Origin of the sequence: Leptolyngbya sp. ST-U4 (assembly GCF_039962215.1) — a bacterium.
GTDB lineage: Bacteria > Cyanobacteriota > Cyanobacteriia > Elainellales > Elainellaceae > Leptolyngbya_A.
The window spans coordinates 800,467-821,590 of sequence record NZ_JAMPKZ010000001.1 but is presented as its reverse complement, the minus strand read 5'-3'; the positions used below and the strand labels follow the sequence as shown (position 1 = coordinate 821,590).

Sequence of the window (21,124 nt, the reverse complement as noted above, 5' to 3'; positions counted from 1 at the left end):
TGCCAAATAAAATCACGATTTCTAAAAATTCTGCAGGTTTGACCGATCGCTTAAGTTAGGGTGTGCCTGAGTAAGTGCGTCAAAATCCGTAGAATCTGCAGAACGATGCGTTTCTTTTCCTATCCCATTAAAGACCGTAACTATGACCTCTGGAACCCCTTCCGTAATCCGCACCTATGATTTCATCGGTTTTGGCGACGAAATTCCCGGTATTCTGGCATTGATTGCAGCCGCAAGAGAATATCGGCGACGCATCGGTAATTTCCCGCGCTCTCTGCTGATGTTGAAGGGTAACTCGAAGCAGGGCATCGGCGGACATCTGGTTAGGGGCGGGCTGGCTTATCTCGATCGCAGTCAGATTCCACTCAGCCTGCGTAATTACCTGAACCTGCCTGATTTTGGAGAGCCGCCTGCCTTATACAAAGAGTTTTTAAACAAAACTGGGGTAGACAAAGTCGCGCTAGATAGGTGGCGGGCAGATGCAGTGCTGCGGCAAATGCTGCGCGAAGCCGGGGTGGATATTCTCAGCGGGGTGGCGATCGAGTCAGTCACTAAAGAAGGTTCACGGCTGCGCGGCATTCGGGCTCAGAACGGCGAAGTGTATGTTGCTCAGTATTTTATCGATTCCACGGTCAACGCAGAGCTAGCGCAGGCAGCAGGAGTGCCAAAGCTGCCCGGATTCGGCACGTTGGGCTTACCCGAGTCGGAGCTATCAGTTTCGCTCGTGTTTGAAACCGAGGGGCTAAGCCCGTCTACCCTGAAGCAAATCGAGCTGGAATATATCAAGCGATTCAGCAATCCATCGGATACCGAGGCACAACGCTATCTCAATGCCGCAACCGACGGCGATTCAGCGCTCGCAAACCTGCTGCGGCTAGAACTGGTCGATCAGTTTGGCAAACCGAAATCGATGTGGATCGGTTCAGATTATATTGACATCCCGACCAAGGCCCTCTCGATCGCCTACCATGCCTATCGCGGTACTAAGCTATCGCTAAAGGAAAGTTTCTCCATTCTCGACAATGCCAACGTTGCGCGGATGCCCAATGATCGGCTCGTCTGGAACGCGCTGCTGTTTTGGGTGACAGCGGCCGAAGCTGAGAATCTGGCGCGATCGGGCGCGAAACCGACCCCCGCTATGCTACAGGAAATGACGTTTATCGATCGCTGGTTTAGAAGCCTGGGAGCAACGCAAGTGCGATCGATGCCTGAACTCTATATTCGTCACGCAGGCAATATTACCGATGCCGTCCAGCCCCTGAGCGGCACTCAGATGCTTGTGGGCGGCATTCCCACCGCAGAAGCTCTGGGAACCTTTGGCTACCACTTTGATATTCGCGGCGGCATTGATGGACTGAAGGCGCGCGCCCAGGAAAAAGGAGTGGGATTGAAGGATTACCTGCTGGAGAAGGGCAGTCAGCAACTTCACTTTCAGCAGCCGCTATTCAATGTGGGAATGCGTCATGCGATCGCTAAAAGTGTGCCTAACTTAGCCGTCGTCAGTCCGGCTTCTGGATTTGTGGGACTGGCAAGCTCAGCAGGGCGCATTGTCGAATTTAATGCGGGTGTCGGTCAGGCGATCGGCATTGCGGCAACGCTCGCCCTTCTATCTAAACGGACGCTAGCACAAATCACAAACTCAGAAGTGCGATCGGTTTTGATTGAAACTGGCAAACTTCCCCGTCTCTATCCGCTCGTCTATAACAAAGAAGCAGAGCGACTGAGACAACTCGAACAGGCACTTGCCCTGGCTCCCGCTTCGTGAATCCTGTTTCCCTCTTTTGCGAGTTTGTAGTCAGCTTTGTAGTCAGCAATGGGGGAAGCTTTGCCCCCTTAGCAATCGACCTACTTTGAAAATCGCGTTTCATTCCTAAACAAGAAACAAGCCCAAAAAAAACAAGGGACAATCGCCCCTTGCTGCCTATCAGATAAATCAGATCAAGATCACTTCAGAACGGCGAAGCTGACTCGATCGCTTAGTTCTTAACCTGCTTGGCAATATTGCGGAAATAGTCCATGCTCGGACCCGGACGACGACGACTGCCGCTCGTTTGAATCAGATAGTTAGGGGCAAAGGTTTGATCCGTTTTAGGTTCGGTCGCAGCCGTTTTGACTGGCTCAGGCAGGCTTGCGGCTTCCGCCTTGCGCGACTTTTTACCGTTCGTCTTGCCGTTTGCTGGAGCCGAGCCGTTTGCCGGAGCCTCTGTGATCGCCGCTTTGACGGTTTCAAGCGGAGCCGGAGCAAGATTACCCTTTGCCGGAGCCCCTTGAACCGCAGTTGCTGCCTTTGCCTCTACCTTTGTTGCTGCCTTTGTCGCTTCTGCTTTTGCTGCTTCGACTTTTGCCGGAGCTTTGGTGGGTTCAGGCTTTGCTGCTCCTTGCTTTGCAGGCTCAGCCGATGCCCCTGCCGAGAGGGGTTCTGCCTCCATGTAATAGCCAGATTTGCCCCCGCCTACAATCTTGCCCACGCTCTTAAAAATGCCGCCTAAGAAAGCGAAGATTCCGCCGATTAATTTACCAATGACGCCCATATCTCCGATCGCTCCTGGTGATACCTTAATTCAGTTTTATTGCAGACAATGACGACCTGAATGAACCCATGAAACGAATCTTCGTGAAGTCAGTTCAGGGAAAAAACAAACAAAATATTATGGTGTCCCTTGTGATATTGCCTTCTGCGGAAGGCACAAGACATCGGGTGCAATTAACCCTCCAGCTATGAGCCTATCACGAGATGTTCTTCTGATATTCAGGAATTTACACCTTGCTACAGTCTGTTTAGTGTCTACTTAGGGTCTGCCCACAGTCCGCTTACAGTCTGCCCACAGCCCGCCTACAAAGAGCCAAATCCTTTGCGCTTCTTCTCTTTTTTCTTCTTCTTACCCGATGCCCCACTCGGATAGCCGCGCCAGCCTGGAGGGGGTGCATTGCCTGGGTTGCCCGCAGGTGCGCCGCCAAAAAGACCCCCCATTCCGCCCATGCCTGGCATTCCCATTCCGGGGAAGTTGCCCTGACCCATTTGCTGCATCAGCATCCGCATTTTCTGGAAATCGCTGATTAGCTTGCTCACATCTTCGACTTTGTAGCCTGCCCCTTTCGCAATTCGCCGCCGACGGCTGGGAGAACCTGCTAGCAGTTCCGGGTCGCGCCGTTCTTCGATCGTCATGGAGCTAATCATTGCCTCCACCCGCTTGAGCTGTTCTTCGCCCTGGCGGAGCTGGTCTTCGGAAATTTGCTTGCCCATTCCCGGAATCAGCTTGACGATGCCTGCCAGCGAGCCCATGTTTTTCATCAGGCGAGTCTGCTTCAAAAAGTCGGTGAAGTCAAACTTGGCAGTAAGAATTTTTTCCTGAAGCTTTTCTGCTTCTACCAGATCAACTTCTTCCTGTGCTTTTTCTACCAGCGTCAGCACGTCGCCCATGCCCAGGATTCGCTGCGCCATGCGATCGGGATAAAAGGGCTGAAGTGCCTCGACCTTCTCTCCCACGCCAATAAATTTAATCGGCTGACCGGAAATGCGCCGCACCGACAGGGCTGCCCCACCTCGCGTATCGCCGTCCATCTTGGTCAAAATCGCGCCTGTAACCCCAATCTGCTCGTGAAAGGTGCGCGTCAGGTTGGCAGCTTCCTGTCCGGTCATCGCGTCCACGACCAGCAGCACTTCGTGAGGCTTCACGGTGTCCTTGATCTGTGCCAGCTCTGCCATCATCGACTGGTCAATCTGCAAGCGACCCGCCGTGTCGATAATCACCGTATCAACGCCGTCTGCCTTCGCTTTTTCAACGCCCTGCCGCGCAATCTCAACCGGGTTTGCATCTTTGCCCAGATCAAACACGGGTACATTAATCTGCTTACCCAGCGTGATGAGCTGGTCGATTGCCGCAGGACGGTAAACGTCAGTTGCTACCAGCATTGTGCTGCGATTTTGCTTGCGAAGGTGCAGAGCCAGCTTTGCCGAAGCCGTCGTTTTACCCGTTCCCTGAAGACCTGCCATAAGCACGATCGTCGGAGCGGTATCGGCTTCTGCCAGAGGAACGTTCGTTTCGCCCATCAAGCCAGCGAGTTCGTCGTAAACAATCTTGATAAACTGCTGACCTGGATTCACGCCCGCGATGACTTCCGCGCCCAGTGCCTTTGTCTGCACGTCTGCGACAAAATCCTTCACCACCTGAAGGTTTACGTCTGCCTCCAGCAGGGCACGCCGCACTTCTCGCAGAGCATCCTGAATATTCGACTCAGAAATTTTGTCCTGCCCCCGGAGCTTTTTCCAGGCAGCATCCAGACGATCGGATAACGCTTCAAACATAGGCTTCAACAACCAGGGCTTTAAGAACTAGGCTCTAACCACAAAGGGCAATTATCAGCAGCACAATTGCCGCAAGTCCATTTTCCTATTGTAAAGACTGATAGGAAGAGTCGCGTCGCTGATTTTGCCTTAAGGGGAATTGGAGGAGTTTGTACGGGAGTCTGTAGAAGATTGAACTTTAGAAAATTGAACTTTGCTCAAACGGTCAGTGAGTGAGCAGCATTGAGCGATCGACTAGCGATCCTTCAAAATCCTCGCGCCCCAATACAGCAGGTACAAAGCCACCATTTGCACCAGATGATACAAATCATTGTGATTGAAGGAAGGTGCAATTGAAATCCGCGTTGCCTGAATCCCGATCGCAATCATGGAAACGCCAATTCCAGCACTAATCCAGATTGCACTCCTGCGCTGACGTTGAAGCTGCACCCATTGCAGCAGCACCACCACGAGCATTGCTGACCCATAATCGATCGCCATCGGCACAAATTGCTGATACTGTCCCACCTGCGCCAGATATAGAGCTGACTTACCGCCGATTGCCACAATTGCCACCCAACGAATCCATCCCGCGAATGTACTGAAAGTTGCCCCCAGCAGCATAAAAAAACTAGCGCAGCCGATCGCATAACCCGTCAACGTCCACAGGCGATTCAAAAGCGATAGCGTTAAAATTGGGGCAAAACCGTGACAGGTTCCCCCTGCCGCCGCCGCGATCGCAACCCAGCCAAACGCAATCCCCCAGAAAAAGCGCGATCGTTGCAAACCCAGTTTGTCGTGCTGTATCTTGTTCTGCCCCAGTAGGGCAACTGCTAAAAGCGTAGACTCTAGCGCGATCGCGTAGTCCGTCAGGGTTGTCGTCGGTTCAGCAAGCACGATTTCTGAACCATTGAGCGCACCAAAGGAAAACAGCAATCATGGGTATCGAGATTGAGCGAAAGTTTTTAGTGCAGGGTGATAGCTGGCGATCAAAGGCTACTGCGACCCCCTACCGTCAGGGCTATATTTTAGCGACGAAAGAGCGCGTCGTTCGGGTGCGAATCGCCGGGGAGCAGGCTTACATTACGATCAAGGGTGAGTCAGTTGGCATCGGTCGCGCTGAATATGAATATCCCATCCCAGTCACTGATGCAACTGAGTTGCTCGATACGCTCTGCGATCGCCCCCAAATTGAGAAGGTGCGGCATTGTCTGGCGAGCGGCGACCTAGTCTGGGAAATTGATGAATTCCACGGCGAAAATCAGGGACTCATCATGGCAGAAGTCGAACTCCCCAACGCTGATTACCCCCTACAGCTTCCTGATTGGATTCGCGAAGAAGTGACGCAAGACCCGCGCTACTATAACGCTTATCTGTCAAAGCACCCCTACCAAACCTGGGGAATTTCTTCTTGATTTCAGGTTCTCAGCCAGCAAATTCCTGCATTTTCATTAGTGTTACCTCCCACACCAGCTGAGGCTGCACATACTGCAATAGCATTCGGCGGGTGTTTTCTAGCAGAGACAAATAGTAGGGCTGTTGCTGTTGCCAGTAATGCTGCTGCAAATAGTCCACCAGCCAAAGCTGAGTTTCGCCATCCAGGCTGCGAACAATCTGACGTGCAAGATCAAGGGCATCTTTGAGACTGACAGGAATAGCCGTTGCAGCATGAAGTAGCTCGATCGAAACGGTCTGAAGCTGCTGCCAGTGAACGATCGCCTCCCCCGGGCTCCCCTGCGCCAGCGTCAAAATTTCGGGATGGTTCAAGATTTCCCCTTGTCCTACCTGCGTCAGAATTTGCGCGATCGTCTCCCTGTCCAGTCGATAAAACGGAACTCGCTGACAGCGAGACACTAAGGTGGGTAATAAGGACTCTGGGCTGGGCGCAATCAAAATCAGCGTTGCCTGTCCTGGTTCCTCCAGCGTCTTTAACAGTCCATTTGCAGCGGCTTCTGCCATACGGTCTGCCTGCTCTAGCACAATCACCGATCGACGAGCCTCTAGCGGCGCACGACTCAAAAACCGAGCAACCTCCCGAATCTGCTCCAGCCGAATTTCAGGCAGCGATCGACGTTTAATCCCCAACTCCACCGCCTCAGCCGCAGAAAGAAACTTTCCCTGATGCAAATAAGTTGGCTCCACCCACAGCAAATCAGGATGATTGCGCTGACGAATTCGCTGCCTCAATCCCTCAGAAATCGGCTCTAATGGCTGACGCGCCAGTAACAGCTCTGCAAAGCAGCTTGCTGCCAAACTCCGCCCCACTCCCGCAGCCCCAGCAAATAAATAGGCAGGCGCAATCCGCCCCTGAGTCACTGCACGAGTAAGAAGCTCGATCGCCTGAGGCTGCCCTAAAAGCGGCTCAAAACTAGACAGCATTACTGATCGTTCCATCTCAACCATCCCCGAATCGTTTCCCATTGTAAAAGTCGTCCCAACCCTCCCCCCAATTTCACCCTTTCACCCGGCCCCCCGTAGGCAAACCGTTCCTCATTCGCAAAACACTCCCCACTCGTAAACCAATCCCTAGACTTTTCCCTCTCTCCAGGCTATGATAAGCAATTGTGAGTTTTGCTGGGGTCTGATGAACGCGCAGGAGATTATCCGCTCGATTGAAGCGGAACACTTAAAGCAAGATCTCCCCACCATCCATGTTGGGGACACAGTTCGGATCGGAGTACGAATTCAAGAAGGCGGCAAAGAGCGGGTTCAGCCCTACGAAGGTACAGTCATTGCCATCCGTCGGGGCGGGATCAACCACACGATTACCGTGCGTCGCATTTTTCAGGGCGTTGGCGTAGAGCGGGTTTTTCTGCTCCACTCACCGCGAGTTGCCAACATTAAGATCATACGTCGCGGTAAAGCCCGGCGGGCAAAGTTGTACTACTTGCGTGAACGGGTGGGTAAAGCCACTCGCCTCAAGCAGCGGTTCGATCGCCCTCTGGAATAGTCGAGTTTCTGCGATCGCAAGCATTTGTGATTGGTGGCTCGCCCAGTTTGCAGAAAGTTGCAGGAAAAATGCAGTTTGCACTCCCCCGTTAGATTTCTGACAAGCTAGTTACCAATCGCTCTTTGCTGCTAGACTAGGAAAGGCATTCCCAAATCAACCTTAACCGCGTGCGTCCTTAGTTCAGTTGGTAGAACGCAGGTCTCCAAAACCTGATGTCGGGGGTTCGAGTCCTCCAGGGCGCGCTGGTTCTATTTCTTTCAGTTGATTTCTTTCAATTGATGAAGGTTAAGGATTCGCTGAAAAGCAGGAAATGAACCCTTTTGAATGAGGCGACAAAGGGCTGTGGCAAAGAAAGACGAGACAGAAGCTAAGGCTCAAAAAATGTCAAAAGACTCTAAAGACGCTGCTAAAGAGTCTAAAGAAGTCAGGAAAGCGGAGACGGGAAAAGCAGGATTTGATCCCGTTGAGTTTGTTAAAGGGACAAGAGAAGAATTAGATAAGGTTGTATGGCCCTCACGCCAGCAGCTCATTAGTGAGTCGGTCGCAGTCATTTTGATGGTCACGCTCTCTGCAACGCTGATCTATTTTGTTGATCAATTATTTGGTTGGGCTGCTAGCCAGGTGTTCTAATGGCTCTTTCATCTGACGAAGCTGATAATCTTTTACAGCAAAGCGAGGACACAGAAGATGAGTCCACTCCCCAAGGGACACCTCGCTGGTTTGCCGTGCAGGTTGCGTCGGGGTGCGAAAATCGCGTCAAGCTCAATCTAGAGCAGCGAATCGAAACCCTGGATGTTGCGAATCGCATCCTGCAAATCGAGATTCCCCAAACGCCAATCCTCAAGCCCACGAAAGCAGGCAAGCCGAAGGAAGGAGCTGAAAAGGTTTTTCCAGGCTACGTGCTAATTAAAATGGTTATGGATGACGACACTTGGCAGGTTGTCAAAAATACGCCAAACGTAATTAACTTTGTGGGCGCAGAGCAAAAGCGACGATACGGGCGGGGAAGAGGTCATGTGAAACCTTTGCCGCTTGGTGCAGCAGAGGTCGAACGGATCTTTAAGCAGGCGCAGGAGCAAAAGCCAGTTGTCAAGATTGATATGGCAACGGGTGACAAAATCGTGGTGCTATCAGGTCCATTTAAGGACTTTGAGGGCGAAGTGATTGAGGTGACTCCAGAGCGCAGCAAGCTGAAGGCGTTGCTATCGATTTTTGGTCGAGATACGCCCGTCGAGCTTGAATTTAATCAGGTTCAAAAGCAGAGCTAGTTTTCAATGGCTAAGAAAGTTGTAGCGATTATTAAGTTGGCAATTACGGCAGGAAAAGCAAACCCTGCTCCCCCGATCGGTCCGGCTCTCGGTCAGCACGGGGTCAACATCATGATGTTCTGCAAGGAATACAATGCGAGAACTGCTGATCAAACAGGTCTTGTGGTTCCGGTAGAAATCTCCGTTTTTGAGGATCGCAGCTTTACGTTCATTCTCAAAACACCTCCGGCTTCGGTTTTGATCACCAAAGCAGCTGGAATTGAGCGAGGTTCGGGTGAGCCAAACAAGAAAAAGGTTGGTTCCATCACGCAGGCGCAGCTCCGAGAGATTGCTCAAACTAAGCTGCCTGACTTAAATGCAAATGATATTGATGCAGCGATGAAAATTGTTGCAGGAACCGCTCGCAATATGGGCGTGACGATCGTTGACTAGAAAGTTCAAGACGAACTTGCTTCAACCCTCATTTCAGACTGATAAATCAGACTGACGAAAATTCTATCGGGGGAGAGGAAACTCCTCGCAATTACCCCAGGAGTGTAAGACATGGTTAAAAAAGTATCGAAGCGTTTACAGGAACTCAAGCAAAAGGTTGAGGAACGTCCTTACCAGCCGCTTGAAGCTCTTCAGCTTTTAAAGGAAACGGCAACCGCAAAGTTTTCAGAATCGGCAGAGGCGCACATCCGCCTCGGAATTGACCCCAAGTACACAGACCAGCAGCTTCGGACAACCGTTGCACTGCCGAAGGGAACAGGTCAGGTGGTTCGTGTTGCGGTGATTGCACGGGGCGAAAAAGTTACAGAAGCTTCAAGCTCTGGCGCAGATATCTATGGTTCTGAGGAGCTGATCGACCAGATCCAGAAAGGCATGATGGACTTCGATGTACTGGTCGCAACGCCAGATGTCATGCCTCAGGTCGCAAGGTTGGGTAAGTTGCTGGGTCCTCGCGGCTTGATGCCGTCGCCTAAAGGTGGTACGGTGACGTTTGATGTCGCTCAGGCGATTTCTGAATTCAAAGCTGGAAAACTAGAGTTCCGGGCAGACCGAACGGGAATTGTTCACGTTTTGTTTGGCAAAGCATCCTTCTCGCCGGAAGATCTGTTGACGAACCTAAAGACACTGCAAGAAACGATCGATCGCAACCGCCCTTCAGGGGCAAAAGGACGTTTCTGGCGAACAATGTATGTTTCTGCCACAATGGGTCCGTCGATCGAAGTTGATATCAACGCGCTGCGAGATCTGAAGGCAGATGCAGCTTAATGACGCGCTAAACTAAGAAGGACTTGCAGGAGTCACAAGTTTGCCAAATTCCCACAACTAAATCACAGCCGTAGACAGCAGGCGCATTATGCTTAATTTCCTGCCGAGGTTCTCTTCTTCCATCGCGATCGATGGTCGATGAAATAGTGAGTTTAACTCACTTGAACCCCGGCACGCTGTTCGGGGTTTTTTGTGTCTAGAGCTTTCATGCTTTTATCGGTGGGAATAACGGCACGAATGGGTTTGTTCTTTACTAATGACTTAAGGAGGTGAGAAACGAATGGGAAGAACGCTGGAAGATAAAAAGGCGCTTGTTGCAGAACTGAAGGAAAGCCTGAGTCAGTCCCAGCTTGCAGTGGTGATCGACTACAAAAGCCTGACTGTTGCTGAAATTACCGATCTGCGGCGGCGGCTACGTCCGAAGGGCGGCGATTGTAAGGTGGCGAAAAACACGTTGATGCGGATGGCAGTCCAGGACGACACGAACTGGCAGCCACTGGGCCAAATTGCAAAAGAGTCCTCTGCATTCCTGCTGCTAAAAGATGATATTGGCGGCGCACTGAAGGCATACCAGGATTTCCAAAGAGTCACAAAGAAGTCTGTGATTCGCGGTGGCGCAATGGAAGGTCGCTTGCTCAGCGAGGACGATGTGAAGGCGATCGCTGATCTACCCTCGAAAGAGCAGCTCATCGCTCAAATTGCTGGGGCGATCAATGGTGTGGCAACCAAGCTGGCGGTTGGCATCAACGAAGTTCCTGGTGGACTAGCGCGGGCACTGCAAGCGATTGCTGATAAAGATAAAGAGCAAGAAGCAGCTTAGTTTTAGGTCGATTAGGTTTAGATCTAGGCGGATCTCGATCGAAAAGACCGAAAAGTTTCACTTACTAAATCACTCTAGGAGTTGAGCGAATGTCTGAAAAAACTGATGCAATTCTAGACCAGCTTAAGACCCTAACGCTGCTGGAAGCGTCTGAACTGGTCAAGCAAATTGAAGAAGCCTTTGGCGTAAGTGCGGCGGCTCCGGCTGGTGGCATGATGATGATGGCTCCGGGCGCAGGTGCAGCAGCTCCGGCTGAGGAAGTTGAAGAGAAGACCGAATTTGACGTGATTCTGGACGAAGTTCCGGCAGATAAGAAGATTGCCGTGCTGAAGGCAGTCCGTGAACTGACGGGTCTGGGTCTGAAGGAAGCGAAGGATCTGGTGGAATCAACGCCCAAGCCTGTGAAAGAAGCTGTGGCTAAGGAAGCAGCCGAAGAAGCTAAGAAAGCGATCGAAGCGGCTGGCGGTAAAGTGTCGATCAAGTAAGTTGATCGCAGTTTTATTGGTTACTTTCAGTTCTAATTGATTAAGTTCTGAAAGTGATATCTCAAAGAGGGGGCATTAAGCCCCTTTTTTGTTTTTTATCAGCTAATCGACCTTGCGCCTTTAACCGGAAATCGCGTTTGCCCAGTCCTTTGCCCATAAAAGATTTGCCTGAACTCGATCGTCGGTCAGTCCTTCAGAGTAGAGGCGCAGTACAGGCTCCGTGCCGCTAAATCGAATCAGGAGCCAGCTTTGATCGGCAAGCTGAAGTTTGTATCCGTCGATCGTTAGACAGTCAACCACGCCTTGTCCGGCAACTTCAGTAGGGGGCTGGGTTTTGAGCTGTTCCAGCAAGCGGGCACGCACCTCCATACTGGCGAGGGGAAGATCGATGCGATCGTAGGTTGAGGCGTATTCCGTTTTTTGCTGCAAAGTCTGATGGAGATGGCTCAGGTCCTTTCCAGACTGAACGATCGCCTCCAGCAAATACAGAGCAGACAGCAGCGCATCGCGTTCGGGAATATGATGCCCATAGCCAATGCCGCCCGACTCTTCGCCGCCCAGGAGCACTTGCGTTTCCAGCATTCGATCGGCAATGTACTTGTAACCAATCGCCGTTTCGTGCAGGGGCAGGTTGTAGAGTTGGGCGATTTTTGGAATCAGGTTGGAGCCGCTGATCGTTTTAATCACTTCACCTGTAAAGCCCCGTCGTACTGCCAGGTGCTCGATCAAAATGGGAATCAAGACTTGAGAGCTGAGGAAATTACCCTGTCCGTCTACCGCAGCCACGCGATCACTGTCGCCATCAAACACTAAGCCAACGGCAAGATTGTCATGGGGCTGTTTCAGGCGATCGAGCAGCGTCGGGATATAGCGAGGCAGGGGTTCGGGTGCGCCACCGTCAAACAAGGGATCGCGATTGCTGTTTAGCTCCTGAATTGGTGCATCAAGCAAACGGGCTAATCCGCCCGCCGCTGCCCCGTGCATGACATCGGCAAAGACAGTGAGCTGACCCGAGCGCAGCGCAGTTTGAATGGCTCCAATATCGGCTTGAGCGCGCAGCGTATTGCAGTAATTTTTCCAGGGATCAAAGGTTTGTAGTGAAGGAAGCGGATCGGCAGGAGCAGCGAGGGCGGCAGGCGTTTCCTTGAGCTTCGCCTCGATTTTTTGGGTTACTTCCGGCGGTACTGATCCCCCAAACGCACCTTTGACTTTTAACCCTGAATAAATGCCTGGGTTGTGGCTAGCAGTAATGACCAATGCACCCAGCGCGTTAAGCTGCTTGGCGGCTAAACTAAAAGCCGGAGTTGGCGCGTAGGTTTCCGAAAGCAAGACTTCGTATCCGGCAGCTTGAACCGCTTCTGCGGTGACTCTGGCAAACTCTTCGGAGAGGAAGCGGCGATCGTATCCCACAATAATCAGACGACTGCCGTTACTGCCGTAGGTGTCGGCTAATGCATGGGCAGCGAGAGGTGCAACGCGCAGCAGTCGCTCAACGGTGAAATCAGCGGCAATCACGCCACGCCAGCCATCTGTGCCAAAGGTAATCGGTTTTGCTGCCAGGGACGCGGGGGAGATGGGAACTGCCATAAAAATTGCCTCTCAGGTCGTCGATCGTAGGGCTAGTACGGTAGGGCTAACAGGGTGGGCTAACGGGTGGCTAACTCAGGCAGAACCGAAATCTGGTTCTAAAGCAGCCGGAGCAGTGCATAACAACGTCAGTACATTGCATCTTCAAGGGATGACAACTACAGCTTAAAGCAAGCCACTAGGTAAAAGTATCGGCGATCAAGTTGCCCTTCAGACAAGTGCTTTTACGAAAAATCGCCGTAAACTTTATTAATTCTGGTGAGTCGAAGCGGAAATTTTACAAGGTTAGCCTTCTTGTTCAGTGTTTGGCAGCGAACCCTACCGATATTGTGCCCACTCAGCTGCAATTCGAGTATTTTTATTACAAATAAAAAAGGACATCTCATTTCAGAAATGCCCTTTGATTTCATTGCGTTTGGTTTTGCTATAGGCATGCGTCTAGACGATGCTCAGTCCAGCTCTGATTACACATCCTGTTCGCTGAGTTCGCGGGTCATGTAGTCAAAGGGCTGATCGACGATCGCCGCATTTTCTATGCCCGCAGCAGCAACTTGCTCTTTCACAATATTTTTCATGATCTGAATGCCAATCACCGTGGAACCGATCGGCACACCGAGCGAATTGTAGGTTTCACGCAACCCTTGCAAAACGCGCTCATCTAGCACATCCATACTGCCTGCAACCAGGGCATAGCTGGCATAGCGCAGGTAGTAGTCCATGTCGCGCAGACAGGCGGCATAGCGGCGCGTGGTGTAGGCATTACCACCCGGACGAATGAGTTCAGGAATTTCTTCAAAAAGCTGCGACCCTGCCTGACGCACGATCGATGCAGCATTGGAATTGATCACGGCGGCTGCCTGAGTGCGAGCGGTGCCGCTATCGAAATAGGCTTTGAGGGTGTCTAGCGCATTGCGATCGAGATATCGACCTGTGCTGTCGTAGTTTTTAATGAGGCTCGTCACCGCGTCCCGCATGAGATCTGATCTCCCAAAAATTCCGATTAGTAATCGTGCTTACTATTAGCAATTCGCCCTTCAGTGTATCACGGTGCGTTTCTCAGAATTCGCAGCAAATCAGCGATCGTAAGGCTTCTGATTGTTAAGTTTTTTGTCTATTAAGTTGTGTTTTGAATTGTGGAAAGTTGCAGGAGAAGGGACATTTTGTAATCTACGATACAAAATCCGGGTGAACCAGTTCCTACGATGGTTCAGGTGTGTTACAACCCGGTTCAATTTACGAAATTTCTCTTGAACGCAGCCTAACCCCAACTCCAGGTTATTGCTATCGCTGGGTGGGTGAGAGTGCCTTGAATGCTTGAGTAATCCAGTCGAACCGCTCAGTTTCCACTCCACTGAATTTTAATCGCTCATCGTTGCTAAGGAGCAGTTCATGACGACCCCCCAAGACGTTCTCAATTTGATTAAAGAGCAAAATATCCAGCTCATCGACCTTAAGTTTGTCGATCTGCCTGGAACCTGGCAGCACCTCACCGTTTATCATGACCAAATCGACGAGAGCAGCTTCGATCAGGGCGTACCGTTTGACGGTTCCAGTATTCGGGGATGGAAAGCGATCAACGAATCAGACATGATGATGGTGCTTGATCCTAATACCACCTGGATTGACCCCTTTATGGCGGAGCCGACGCTGAGCGTGGTATGCAGCATCAAGGAACCCCGGACGGGCGAACCCTATTCTCGCGATCCTCGAACGATCGCCCAAAAAGCAGTAGACTACCTCTCCTCAACTGGACTTGGCGACACGGCTTTCTTTGGTCCTGAAGCAGAGTTCTTTATTTTTGATGATGTTCGCTTCGACCAGAATCAGCACGAAGGCTATTATTATGTTGATTCGATCGAGGGTCGTTGGAACTCTGGTCGTGTTGAGCCGGGCGGCAATCTGGGCTATAAGCCCCGCTACAAAGAAGGCTATTTCCCCGTTGCGCCGACTGATACTTCGCAAGACCTGCGGACTGAAATGTTGCTGACGATGGCAAAGTGCGGTGTGCCGATCGAGAAGCATCACCACGAAGTCGCATCGGGTGGTCAGTGCGAGTTGGGCTTCCGGTTTGGAACGCTGCTTCAGGCAGCAGACTGGCTGATGACCTACAAGTACTGCATTAAGAACGTTGGGAAGAAGTACGGCAAGACCATTACCTTCATGCCCAAGCCCGTCTTCAACGACAACGGTTCTGGAATGCATACCCATCAATCGATTTGGAAGGGCGGCCAGCCTCTGTTTGCAGGCGATGGCTATGCAGGTCTGAGCCAGATGGCACTGCACTATATCGGCGGTATTCTGAAGCACGCTCCCGCTCTGCTGGCATTCACCAACCCAACGACCAATTCCTACAAGCGTCTGGTTCCGGGATTTGAGGCTCCGGTGAACCTGGCATATTCGCAGGGCAATCGCTCGGCTTCAGTGCGGATCCCGCTATCTGGTACAAATCCGAAGGCGAAGCGTCTGGAGTTCCGCTGCCCGGATGCAACCTCGAATCCATACCTGGCGTTTGCGGCAATGCTTTGCGCTGGAATTGACGGTATCAAGAATCAGATTGATCCTGGTGAGCCGTTGGATGTGGACATCTACGACCTCAGCCCGGAAGAGCTCGCTAAGATTCCTTCGACTCCGGGATCGCTAGAAGATGCGCTGGAGTGCCTGGAGAAAGATCACGACTTCTTGACGGTGGGCGGTGTGTTTACCGAAGACCTGATCAACACCTGGATTCAGTACAAGCTGGACAATGAGGTGAACCCGATGCGCCTGCGTCCGCACCCCTATGAGTTCTCGCTCTACTATGACTGTTAAAAAGGAACTGCTCAAATGAGCGATCGAGATCCGCTGAGTCTTAATTGTCTCTGGTGATCTATATCTAATTTACGAGCGATCGGACGTGCTGTGGTGCGTCCTTTTTTGTTGCCTCACAGTTCCTTCGGATCATCTGGATCATCCCTACCCTGAGAATATCTTCTGATTGATAGAGTTTTCTCAGTTCAGATGGACAGAAGATCTGGAAAGAAAAGCAAAATTGATGCGAAAGCCGAATTTTGTGAATATTGAGTGGTGAATTTTGCGGCAGAAACAGCCGGTGATTTTCTGTGATCCCGATGATGAATTTGGCTTGCAGCAAATTTTAGAACGGGGATCGATTATTCTGCCTGGTTTTCAAAAATTAGCGTTGCGATCGATTTGTATTTTTGGAAAATAGCAGGCCGAATTCTAACCTTGGTTTTACCCTAAACATGAAGAACTCTCACTTAGTGTAGAGATTTGGTAAGAGATTGTTGTAGAGAATTAACACATCCCATTCCTTAAGCTTTAGGTTTAAGATACAGCAAGGATATTTCTGCGCTGCATTCAGGAAGTTACCTCAGATATTCCCCTGATTGAATCGCAGAATGTAAATTGCAAGTGAAGCACGGCTTATCCTTCCTGCTTGTTCAGCATTAAGCAATAGAGTTGGTCTTTGTATCATTCCCGTTTGTTATCTTGTTGGCGATCGTTGTCCTGCTTTAGCGCGATCGGCTTAACCGCATTGTTCCAAAAACATTGCAAAGACATTGTAAAAATTACTTACTGCAAAAGATTTGTGTTTCCCGTCATGCCTTGATTGCTGAAGCAGCTAGCAAATCGTTTTGTCCTGAATCCTTCGGCTTTCTGGGGTTTGCAGCTTTTAATTTTGATTTATCTTCAGTTGATCCCTGATTAATTTCTGCGTTTATTTCTGCTGATTTGCTTTTCTATTCCCAAGAATATGACTTCTCAATCTTTCAATTCGGCTGATTCTTCTGACTTCACTTATGCAGATGCGGTAACAATGCAGGATTCTTCTGTTCCAAGTTCAAGTAGCTTCTCATCTGAGGTCATTGCTTCATCAGACGGGGATCATGCAAATACAGCTTCGTCTGCGTTTCTGAAGCCTGATCCCATTCAGCAGGCACATGGTGTTTATGTCACGGTACATGGTCACTTTTATCAACCGCCGCGTGAAAACCCTTACCTGAATTCGATCGAGCGTCAGCCGAGTGCATCTCCCTTTCATGATTGGAATGAGCGAATTTATCACGAGTGCTATCGACCGAATGCCTTTGCTAGAGTGTTGAACGATCGTGGCGAAGTGCTGGGGATCGTGAATAACTACGAGTATCTCAGCTTCAACATTGGTCCGACGCTGATGAGCTGGCTAGAACAGCACGACCCGGAAACCTATCAGCGTATTCTGGAAGCAGACCACAAAAGCTGCGATCGCCTCAATGGACATGGCAATGCGATTGCTCAGGTGTATAACCACATCATCATGCCCCTGGCAAACGATCGCGATAAGCTGACGCAAATTCGCTGGGGCAAAGCTGATTTTCGGGCCCGATTTGGACGTGATCCCGAAGGCATGTGGCTGGCAGAAACGGCAGTCGATCAGGCAACGCTGGTGGCATTGATTGCAGAAGGAATTAAATTTATTGTTCTGGCTCCCTCGCAGGCGCAACGCTGTCGTCCGCTTCCAACGACTAACGAGCCTGATCCCTATTGGATTGAAGTGGGGGGTGGCCAGATCGATCCGATCCAGCCCTATCGCTGCTATCTAAATCCTGCGTCTGATCCTTTGTCGGGATCGTTCCCGATCGCCACAGACCGTTCCTACATCGATATCTTCTTTTACGACGGCCCCATCTCTCGTGATATGGGCTTTAACGATGTGCTGAGCAGTTCGCATCACTTTGTGGGGCGGTTAGGGCAGGCAGTGCGTGGGGATCATCGCCCGGCACAGCTTATTTCGGTGGCAACTGATGGAGAAACCTTTGGGCATCACAAGGGCGGCACTGAGAAGGCTCTGGCGTATGCCTTTGTTGAAGAGTTTCCGCGTCACGGCTGGACGGTGACAAACTTTGCCCATTATCTCAGCCTCAATCCGCCCACTTGGGAGGTGGAGTTGAAGCCCGTGACTGCCTGGAGCTGTTCGCATGGGGTCGATCGCTGGCAGGAAGACTGCGGCTGCGGCGGCGGAGGGTTATGGAATCAGCAGTGGCGCAGACCGCTCCGGGATAGTTTGGACTGGCTGCGGGATCAGCTTGTGAAAGTGTTTGAAGAACAGGGGCGAAAGCTGTTTCGCGATCCTTGGAAGGCGCGGGATGAATACATTCGCGTCATGCTCGATCGCAGCCCTGCTAACGTGAATCGATTTCTTTCAGAGCATCAGTGCCGGAAGCTGACGGTAGGCGATCGCATCGATGCCTTGAGACTGCTAGAGATGCAGCGGCACACCCTGTTAATGTACACAAGCTGCGGTTGGTTTTTTGATGAACTCTCTCGCCCGGAAGGCACGCAGATTTTGCGCTATGCGGCGCGTGCTCTGGAGTTAGCCGGAGATGTAGCAGGCGTTCAGCTTGAAAAGGTATTTATTAAGCGTTTGGCGACGGCTCCTAGCAACGTCGAGTTTTTCCAGAACGGGGCAGAAGTGTATCGGCAGCTTGTGATTCCGGCGCAAATTAGCCTGGAGCAGGTGGCTTCGCACTATGCAATCACGTCGCTGTTTACGCCCTACGCACGGGATCAGCGGCTTTATTGCTACAGCATTCATCAAATGGATTACCAGATTCAGCGATTGGGATCGCTCACGCTGGCAGTCGGACAAATTCAAATTACTTCAGAGCTGGTTCGAGAAACGCGCCATCTGGTGTTTGCGGTGCTGCATCTGGGTGGCTGGGACTTCCACTGCTGTATTCAGCCCTTTGCCGGACGCCGATCGTACACCCAGCTTCGCGACAGTTTATTTGAGGCAATGGCTCAGGCAAGTGCGGCACGAACGATCCTGGCAATGAATCGCGCCTTTGGAAATCAGTCCTACAGCTTGCAAGATCTGTTTGCTGAAGAACGTCACCGGATTATGCGCCTGCTGAGTCAAGAAACCTTGACCCGATTGGATCAGCTTTATACCCAGGTTTACCGCGATAACTACGGGGTTCTGATGGCATTTTACCGAGATGCGCTAGAAGTGCCTCAAGAACTCCAGGTTGCCGCAGAAGTGGCAATCAGCCATCGTGCTCTCACCGCACTGCAGTCACTAGAGCGAGAAACGAGCGACTTCCCGTTCAGCAATCCCGAAGTTTGCCACAGCTATCTCACCGAACTCGAAGCGATCGCCACGGAAGCAGCCCATCTGCACTGTCCGATCAAGCCTCCCCAGATCAAACAAACCCTGGAACGCCTGATTCTGCGATCGCTCTGGAATCTGCTGCACAATCTCAATCCAGACACGATCGAAACCGATGCCACCTGGATCGATCGTCTGATCGCGCTGGGCACTCATTTCAATCTGGGGCTTTCCCTCGATCGCGCTCAGGAGCTTTACTTCCGCCATCTGCACGGTCATATTCTGCCTGATTTAACTGGGACTTCTGGCGATCGACCCAGTGAAGCCTGGACGATTGCTCAACTGCGCCCGCTGCTGAAACTCGGTGAAACTTTGGCGATCGATCTCCGAGGATGGTCTACGGATTAAATTTCTTGGGCGGATCTTGACCCCACTCTCAATCCCACTTCCAAACCTATAGAGGAACTTCCGATCGGCCTTCCTCCCCTGTCCACCAATTTTGGGGATCTAGCGGGTTGCGAAACCTGGACCTCTAAAAAATTCTCATGGGGATCGTTTATCGGCAACTCGAATTGACGATCGATCGTCTATAGTCGAATGTGCGATGGCGAGAAGGGAGGAAATGGGGTGAAGCTTAAACTGCTTGAACAGCTCAAGAAACAGCCAAAGCTACTGGTGGCATTGGGGGCATCGCTGGGAATGGTTGCAGGCGGAGCCGTTGCCTGGATGCTGGTACAGCAAAAACCAACTGCCGTGGGTTTACCTGCCGGATCGGAAGTGTTGCCTCAAGAGACGGTTGCGCTGTTTTCCTTCTCTACTAATGAGAATCAGCTACAGCAGCTCCGGCGATTGGGTACGCCTGAATCCCAGTCTGCCCTCGATCGCACCGTTGCTGATTGGCGCGATCGGTTTCTCATGTCAAACAACCTCAACTTCGATCGCGACATCAAACCCTGGGTGGGTGATGAGATGACCGTGGCGTTTCTATCTGCGGCACAGCAGGCGACGGAATCTCCAGTGATTGTTCTCCCGATCGCCCATCCTGAGAAAGCACAGCAGGCTTTTGCGACTCCCAAAGTTGCTAGCGGTCAGGAAGCGGTCGATCGCGACTACAAGGGCTTCAAAATTCGGGAAGTTCACGGGCAAACCGATCGGGCGTACGCGGTAGCCGTGATTGATAATCGCCTCGTGGTTGTGTCTCCTGACCCAAAGGCGATCGAGCAGGCGATCGATGTGTATCGCGGCAAAACTTCTGTGGTACAGGCTCCTGGCTATGCCCAAGCATTTCGGCAGCTTGAAACCACAGCTAATCCCTTTGTACGGTTCTATCTGAACGTGCCTCAGTCGATTGCTCTGGCTGCGAATAATCCCATGCAGCCGCTCCCGCCCCAGATGCTGATTCCTTTTCAGGCAAATCAGGGCTTTGTGGCGATCGGTACCGTAGATCGGCAAACGGTAAACTTTGAGGGCGTTGGCTGGCTGCCTAACGACAGCAAAATCCGCTACCGCACTGGGGATCAAGACGATCGCATAACTACCCTGCTGCCTGCGGAAACGCTGCTCGTGAATTCTGGAGACAGCTTCAAGCAGTTCTGGCAAAGCATCGACCTGCCTCAGGAAAATGCCCCGCGCGGCACGTTTAACCCCAGTCTGGTGCGGCAGAGCTTTGGCAATCTCACCGGGCTGGATTTCGATAAAGATATGGCCGCCTGGATGGATGGCGAATACGCAATCTCGCTGATTTCTGCTCCGCCTGCTTCCCCGGCGAACCAATCTACCAATCCACAGACCAATCAGTCCCGTGCTGGGATTCTGCTGCTGGCGCAGACGAGCGATCGCCGCAAGGCAGAACAGACATTCCAGAAACTCGACGCAGTGATGGGCGATCGATATCGCTTCCAAGTCACTGAAGCGCAGCTTGGCGGCAAACCCGTCACGACCTGGGTCTCCCCTTTTTCGTCGCTCAGTATCACCCACGGTTGGCTCGATGGCAACGTTGCCTTTATCGCGATCGGACCCAACCTTGCCAGTACGATTTTGCCTGCCCCGGCAAACGCACTGGCGCAAAACACGCTGTTCCAATCTGCAACAGAATCCAACTTTCAGTCCACGGACGGGCATTTCTTCCTGGATCTCGATCGGCTCGCCACCCCTAACCTGCCTTTGCCCCTGCCCAAACTTGCCCCCAATGACCAGAAAGCAGTGAATGCAATTCGGGCAATTGGCGCAACTACGGCAGCACAGGACGGGCGCACGATGCGATATGACATTCAAATTTTGATGAATCAGTCCTCCAAAGCTCCTACTGCCCAGTCCAGCCCCAGTCCTAGCCCTGAATCCAGCCCCTAGAGGAGGTTTAAACAGTCATTGCCATCACCTAAATC

19 protein-coding genes, 1 tRNA gene and 1 other annotated feature are annotated in these 21,124 nt (G+C 51.6%); of the genes, 14 read left to right on the top strand and 6 right to left on the bottom strand.

Annotation, left to right across the window (positions count from 1 at the left end; genetic code table 11):
- Nucleotides 1-142 precede the first annotated feature (142 nt).
- Nucleotides 143-1,765 (top strand): FAD-dependent oxidoreductase, encoded by a 1,623-nt coding sequence (locus NDA02_RS03590; protein ID WP_190790207.1) that lies wholly within the window; start codon nucleotides 143-145, stop codon nucleotides 1,763-1,765.
- A 211-nt stretch (nucleotides 1,766-1,976) separates the two neighbouring features.
- Here NDA02_RS03590 and NDA02_RS03585 read toward each other — a convergent pair whose 3' ends face one another.
- The 3 genes from NDA02_RS03585 to NDA02_RS03575 form a co-directional block, all read right to left on the bottom strand.
- The gene (locus NDA02_RS03585) at nucleotides 1,977-2,531 is read right to left on the bottom strand and encodes a hypothetical protein (protein WP_190792670.1); all 555 of its coding nucleotides are present in this window, start codon (nucleotides 2,529-2,531) and stop codon (nucleotides 1,977-1,979) included.
- Nucleotides 2,532-2,833: 302 nt separating this feature from the next.
- Nucleotides 2,834-4,306, bottom strand: coding sequence for a signal recognition particle protein (gene ffh / locus NDA02_RS03580; protein WP_190792669.1), 1,473 nt, complete (start codon nucleotides 4,304-4,306; stop codon nucleotides 2,834-2,836).
- 234 nt (nucleotides 4,307-4,540) lie between these two features.
- On the bottom strand, nucleotides 4,541-5,182 hold the full coding sequence (locus NDA02_RS03575; protein WP_348254416.1) for a hypothetical protein: 642 nt from the start codon (nucleotides 5,180-5,182) through the stop codon (nucleotides 4,541-4,543).
- A 41-nt stretch (nucleotides 5,183-5,223) separates the two neighbouring features.
- Here NDA02_RS03575 and NDA02_RS03570 point away from each other — a divergent pair, with 41 nt between their 5' ends.
- The gene (locus NDA02_RS03570; RefSeq protein WP_190792667.1) at nucleotides 5,224-5,700 is read left to right on the top strand and encodes a CYTH domain-containing protein; all 477 of its coding nucleotides are present in this window, start codon (nucleotides 5,224-5,226) and stop codon (nucleotides 5,698-5,700) included.
- A 10-nt stretch (nucleotides 5,701-5,710) separates the two neighbouring features.
- On the opposite strand, the gene holB is transcribed toward NDA02_RS03570, so the two are convergent.
- A complete protein-coding gene (holB, locus tag NDA02_RS03565) occupies nucleotides 5,711-6,679 on the bottom strand; it encodes a DNA polymerase III subunit delta' (RefSeq protein WP_242067409.1) in 969 nt (322 codons plus the stop codon).
- 190 nt (nucleotides 6,680-6,869) lie between these two features.
- Between holB and rplS the strand changes: the two genes are divergently transcribed.
- The 8 genes from rplS to rplL all read left to right on the top strand — a co-directional run bounded on the left by rplS (nucleotide 6,870) and on the right by rplL (nucleotide 11,065).
- Nucleotides 6,870-7,235: a 50S ribosomal protein L19 gene (gene rplS, locus NDA02_RS03560; RefSeq protein WP_190792672.1), complete on the top strand. Its 366-nt coding sequence runs from the start codon at nucleotides 6,870-6,872 to the stop codon at nucleotides 7,233-7,235.
- A 169-nt stretch (nucleotides 7,236-7,404) separates the two neighbouring features.
- Nucleotides 7,405-7,477, top strand: a tRNA-Trp gene (locus NDA02_RS03555).
- A 139-nt stretch (nucleotides 7,478-7,616) separates the two neighbouring features.
- Nucleotides 7,617-7,865 (top strand): preprotein translocase subunit SecE, encoded by a 249-nt coding sequence (secE, locus tag NDA02_RS03550; protein ID WP_190792671.1) that lies wholly within the window; start codon nucleotides 7,617-7,619, stop codon nucleotides 7,863-7,865.
- The gene (gene nusG, locus NDA02_RS03545; RefSeq protein ID WP_190792666.1) at nucleotides 7,865-8,503 is read left to right on the top strand and encodes a transcription termination/antitermination protein NusG; all 639 of its coding nucleotides are present in this window, start codon (nucleotides 7,865-7,867) and stop codon (nucleotides 8,501-8,503) included. The genes secE and nusG overlap by 1 nt, the downstream gene beginning before the upstream one ends.
- A 6-nt stretch (nucleotides 8,504-8,509) precedes the next feature.
- On the top strand, nucleotides 8,510-8,935 hold the full coding sequence (gene rplK / locus NDA02_RS03540; RefSeq protein WP_190792665.1) for a 50S ribosomal protein L11: 426 nt from the start codon (nucleotides 8,510-8,512) through the stop codon (nucleotides 8,933-8,935).
- Between the two features lie 111 nt (nucleotides 8,936-9,046).
- Entirely contained in the window at nucleotides 9,047-9,760 is a 714-nt protein-coding gene (gene rplA, locus NDA02_RS03535; RefSeq protein WP_190792664.1) for a 50S ribosomal protein L1, read from the top strand.
- A 50-nt stretch (nucleotides 9,761-9,810) separates the two neighbouring features.
- Nucleotides 9,811-9,961 (top strand) — a sequence feature (ribosomal protein L10 leader region).
- A gap of 79 nt (nucleotides 9,962-10,040) precedes the next feature.
- Entirely contained in the window at nucleotides 10,041-10,580 is a 540-nt protein-coding gene (gene rplJ, locus NDA02_RS03530; RefSeq protein ID WP_190792663.1) for a 50S ribosomal protein L10, read from the top strand.
- Between the two features lie 89 nt (nucleotides 10,581-10,669).
- Nucleotides 10,670-11,065 carry a 50S ribosomal protein L7/L12 gene (gene rplL, locus NDA02_RS03525; protein ID WP_190792662.1) on the top strand — a complete coding sequence of 132 codons (396 nt, stop codon included), beginning with the start codon at nucleotides 10,670-10,672 and terminating at the stop codon, nucleotides 11,063-11,065.
- Nucleotides 11,066-11,185: 120 nt separating this feature from the next.
- Here rplL and NDA02_RS03520 read toward each other — a convergent pair whose 3' ends face one another.
- Together NDA02_RS03520 and apcB are read right to left on the bottom strand one after the other, a co-directional pair.
- Nucleotides 11,186-12,652 (bottom strand): phosphoglucomutase/phosphomannomutase family protein, encoded by a 1,467-nt coding sequence (locus NDA02_RS03520; protein ID WP_348254415.1) that lies wholly within the window; start codon nucleotides 12,650-12,652, stop codon nucleotides 11,186-11,188.
- A 464-nt stretch (nucleotides 12,653-13,116) separates the two neighbouring features.
- On the bottom strand, nucleotides 13,117-13,626 hold the full coding sequence (apcB, locus tag NDA02_RS03515; protein ID WP_190792660.1) for an allophycocyanin subunit beta: 510 nt from the start codon (nucleotides 13,624-13,626) through the stop codon (nucleotides 13,117-13,119).
- Nucleotides 13,627-14,041: 415 nt separating this feature from the next.
- Here apcB and glnA point away from each other — a divergent pair, with 415 nt between their 5' ends.
- The 4 genes from glnA (at nucleotide 14,042) to NDA02_RS03495 (ending at nucleotide 21,089) form a co-directional block, all read left to right on the top strand.
- Complete coding sequence (gene glnA / locus NDA02_RS03510; protein WP_348254413.1) at nucleotides 14,042-15,460, top strand: type I glutamate--ammonia ligase; 1,419 nt, start codon at nucleotides 14,042-14,044, stop codon at nucleotides 15,458-15,460.
- Nucleotides 15,461-15,722: 262 nt separating this feature from the next.
- Nucleotides 15,723-15,860 (top strand): hypothetical protein, encoded by a 138-nt coding sequence (locus NDA02_RS03505; protein WP_348254412.1) that lies wholly within the window; start codon nucleotides 15,723-15,725, stop codon nucleotides 15,858-15,860.
- A gap of 546 nt (nucleotides 15,861-16,406) precedes the next feature.
- The gene (locus NDA02_RS03500; RefSeq protein WP_348254410.1) at nucleotides 16,407-19,148 is read left to right on the top strand and encodes a DUF3536 domain-containing protein; all 2,742 of its coding nucleotides are present in this window, start codon (nucleotides 16,407-16,409) and stop codon (nucleotides 19,146-19,148) included.
- A gap of 219 nt (nucleotides 19,149-19,367) precedes the next feature.
- Nucleotides 19,368-21,089 (top strand): DUF3352 domain-containing protein, encoded by a 1,722-nt coding sequence (locus tag NDA02_RS03495; RefSeq protein ID WP_348254408.1) that lies wholly within the window; start codon nucleotides 19,368-19,370, stop codon nucleotides 21,087-21,089.
- The last annotated feature ends 35 nt before the right edge of the window (nucleotides 21,090-21,124 follow it).